Annotated in this window: 2 protein-coding genes; both read right to left on the reverse strand. The window is 44.0% G+C overall.

What is annotated here, in order from left to right; translation table 11 throughout:
• A partial coding sequence (locus tag DWW13_RS17870; protein ID WP_118720763.1) for a CD3337/EF1877 family mobilome membrane protein occupies nt 1-1,580 on the reverse strand: 1,580 nt, incomplete at its 3' end.
• Entirely contained in the window at nt 1,580-4,030 is a 2,451-nt protein-coding gene (locus DWW13_RS17875) for an ATP-binding protein (RefSeq protein WP_118720765.1), read from the reverse strand. The genes DWW13_RS17870 and DWW13_RS17875, both read right to left, overlap by 1 nt.
• Nucleotides 4,031-4,042: the final 12 nt, after the last annotated feature.

The raw sequence follows: 4,042 nt of genomic DNA on the forward strand, positions 1-4,042 counted from the left end.
GCCTTGTCTTTCACTTTATTTTTCGTATCTAAGACAGCACCCACCTTTGAGCCTGCACGTTGTCCCATGCTGGAAGTGGTATTACCCCGACTGTCTTTTGTAGCTGTGTTCCTTGTCGCTTTTCCGTTTGAAATCGTGCTACCAGCCACCGCACCAGCAACACCGCCAGCAGTAACCGCACCAGCAAGCTGTCTTTCCATACGCCTAGCCCTATGTGCCAAGTATAGATATGGTCTGCGGAATATCCTGCGTCCCATGCTTTGACTGTCATTAGCGTTCAAAGAGAACATACTCATTAAGTCGCCCAGCTTCATGTAGATACCTGCGAAACATACTATCTGCAAGAACGCCACCATAAAGAACGGGTAGTCTGTGGAAATGTTGTAAAACATACTGGAAATACTGAACGCCACCGTTACAATGAGCGTTATTCCTGCCCTTGTCATTATGGTATTAAACACCCTCACGATTGCCTGCTTTGCCATGCTTTCATAGCTCGGTATCATAGAAAGTAAAAAGCTGATAGGCAAAAACATAGCGAAGATAATAAAAAGTATCTGGCTAAACAACATCATGCCCGTAAGCAAGAATACAAATATCGTGATACCTAAATTGAAGAACAGTAGGAAGAACACCATACCTAAACGGTTCACGACCTGCGGTATCGTCAGATTGTTGTTGTCGTTGTCCTCGATTTCTGTTTTCACGACTTCCTCTCTGGTTTTCCCGTCCTCGTCCTCTGGGCTTGCCGATACGAGAGCTTCGACACGGTCTGTCCCGATTTCCTCTGCGTTACTGTTTCCGAATTGTAAAAGTAGCCACGGCTGTTGTACTTGAATAGAAAATAAACTGTCCCGTATCAAGTCCACGCTGTCCTTGCCCTCACTGTCAGAGTTGGGGAGCATGATTTTTGTTCCCAAGTCCAAAGAAGCGGTACTGATGTCTGATGAAAACTCATTTATCTTTTTGATGTAATCGGGAGCGTAGGCAATAAATGAAGCAGACAACACGAATACCACCACAAAGTTGATAACGGCGTGAAGTGCCTTGCTAGTTTCTCTTTTTATCAGTCCCGTATAGGCAACATAAAGTCCCACCACTAAGATAATGAGAAGCAGAAAACCGATATAGAAGCCCGTAGAAGAAAAGCCGTTCTGTGTTACACCTGCAAGAGTCTGTATGCTTTTTCCGATACTGTCTGCCATATCGTTAATGAAATCAAGTTTATAGGCTTCCTGCACCACATAGCCCGTGGCATTGCTTAAATAAAGGCTTATCGTCCAGACAAAGTTGGTAATACAGTAAAGCCCGTACTGTACCGATTTTCCAATCCCGTCCAGCCAGTTCCACGGAAGCCACGACCAGCTATTATCTACATAAAAATCAAGCTGGTAGTTGGAAAGGGGATATTTTGAATAAAGATTTTCTGCGTTTATGGTATCGTCCACAAGCCCCGTCGCATGAGCCACCGTCCCCAGAAGTGAAAGCAGGATAAGGGAGAGTGCCACCACGAACAGAGCCATTTTGAGAAAGTGGAAAATCTTCTTTTTTGTGAACGCACCTTTTATCCTTTCTTTCATCACTCCACCTCATTTCTCTGTACGGGCGGTCTGGTATCAAAGGCGTGTAGTAATTCTTCAAAGACTGGGTGTATCTGCACCACACCGACACGCCCGTATAAGTCCTGTAATAAGCATTGTCCGTTCTCCAAATCACGAAGCCGTTTCTGGTTGTTCTCGTCGTCCTTGTCGATACCGAAAAACTCTAAGGTCTGTTTTATCTCGTTAATGTCCGTAGAGCGAAAGGCAAATTTCAAGCCGATATTATTTTTCAGACTTTCTTTTGACACGTCCCCAGAGGATTGTGTAACGAAATAAACGCCTGCCTGCATAGCTCGTCCAGCTCGCACCAGTTTATTTGATAGCGTTTCTCCTTGTGCCACATTTAAGAACGCCCACGCTTCGTCCAAATCGACAATCTTAAAAATGCTTCTATCGCTGTGAATGAAGTCGAGGGCAAAGGTACTAATGACAATCAGCATAGACACCGACAACAATTCAATGGTCGTGTATTCCTCAAAGGTGGTATCTTTATCTGGCAATACTAAGTCTGCTACTTGAATGATATTGAGCTGGTTATCCAGACTGATAGCATTTTCCACCGTACCGTCTGAAAACAGCAGGCGTGCAAAGTCGGAGACCGTGAAGCTGTCGATATGGTCTGCGATATTGCGTGAGATAGCGGTATCTTCCTTTCGCAATTCTTCAATAACGTGTAACAGTCCTCTTTTTTCGCCCTGGGTAACGGAACGAACCGCTTTTCGTAATACGGGGAATTTTTCGCCGTCCCTAGAGGAAATACCCGTAAGGAATGTTAAGATGTCGATTGCCAGACTTTCAGCGTCTTTTACATTCTTCATAATCACAAACGGGTCAAGAAGTCCTGCATTGTCCTTGTCGCTGGTAAGATTTACGATATTGATTTCATGAGCTATCTCTGGGAGCGTTTCTTTCCAGTTGCCACGCTCGGCTTTGGGGTCTAAAATGACTGCTTGACCGCCAAACAACACCGAATAATACACCAGAAGATTGTTGCAGAACGACTTCCCACCGCCAAGCGAACCGACAAAAGCAGAAGCAAGGGCATTTGTAACTGTACCTTTTATGCCCTGCGAAGCTAAAGACGGTTGTAGGTACACATTTCTTCCCGTATCAACGGAATAGCCCATATAGATACCCGTAGTTTCTCCTAACTGCTGTGTCGCACCAAAACCAAGTCCAGCTAAAAAGTCTGATTTTACATACTGCACATAGTCGTTGATATATCGCTTGCTGGCAGGTAAAAATTCAGAATGAAGCCCCAGCATATCCCCAGCAGGACGCACCAGCTTTACATTGAGGTCGTCGTAAAAGTCTTTGACTTCATCACAACGGCGTTTTAATTCGTCCAAATCATCAGCTGATACACGCACTACATAAGAGAGCTTATACATACTTTCTTTTGTCTGGTCTAAATCTGTTTCCAGCTCGTCCACGCTGTCTAAAGCGTCCACCACATTTGAGCTGGTTTCACTTCCTGCTTGATAAGCGTGATTATCAAGGTCTTTCAATTCCTTTTTCTTATTTCTTACTGTGGTAAGAGCCTTTCTGTTCTCCACGATTTCTACATTCATGGAAGTATCAACGGGGAATGTGAATTGCTGTTGCTGGAAATAGAAGATTTCACTTGACGGAAAATCAAGCTCGCCTACAATCGCATTGACGGTAGAATAGGACACATAGCTTTCCTTGCCCTCATGTTCCAATCGTAAATACCGCTGGCTTTCCTCAATCACGCACCTTGTCGGGCGGATAAGGTCGTAGTATTTTATCAGCGTTTCTTTGTTCAATTTTTTCTTTGGTAGCTGGTACTCATAATCTCCATAAGCGATCCCGTCCCTGCCGTAAAGATGTTCCATGAGATCCCCAAAATCATTGATTTCCAAGCGGCGCACCTTGAAACGACGGGAGATTTTATTTTCCAATAACTTTTCCATTTTCATGTAACGGTTGATTTCATCATTCGGCATGGAAACAAAATCATTCATCAGCGTATGGTTCACTTCATGGAGAAATTCTGTGAACGTCAGCCACGCCGATTTTTTGATGTTCTTCAGATTGAGCTGTTCTTCTGTAACCATGAGCTTAAAGCCAAGAAAAAAGCGGTAGTCCACTTGATTGTCCCCAATCATAGATACTAACGCTTCGGTCTGTTCGTCTATTTTCTGGCAGGCAACTTCCTTTAATTTTCCAGTTACCAGTTTCTTTGACTGCTCCTGCATACTTCGGATTGAGCTTTCTGTGGCAATCTGCAAGGCATGAATTTTACCCTCACGGGACTGTGCGATAAGCTGGCGAAAGCTGTCATGCACGATAAATTTCTGCTCTGCGGATAGAAAAGAATAGTTGTACGGTATCAGCTCATAGTAAGCGAACACCTCATTGTCCTTGTTCCAGACAAGATTATTGTCAATATATTTTATCGGGAACATAGTTCACACTCC

The organism is Blautia sp. AF14-40 (genome assembly GCF_003479665.1).
Taxonomy (GTDB): domain Bacteria; phylum Bacillota; class Clostridia; order Lachnospirales; family Lachnospiraceae; genus Fusicatenibacter; species Fusicatenibacter saccharivorans.

Bases quoted from the DNA above. Each gene is read 5' to 3' on its own strand.
- DWW13_RS17875 (WP_118720765.1), bottom strand. From the start codon at position 4,030: ATGTTCCCGATAAAATATATTGACAATAATCTTGTCTGGAACAAGGAC.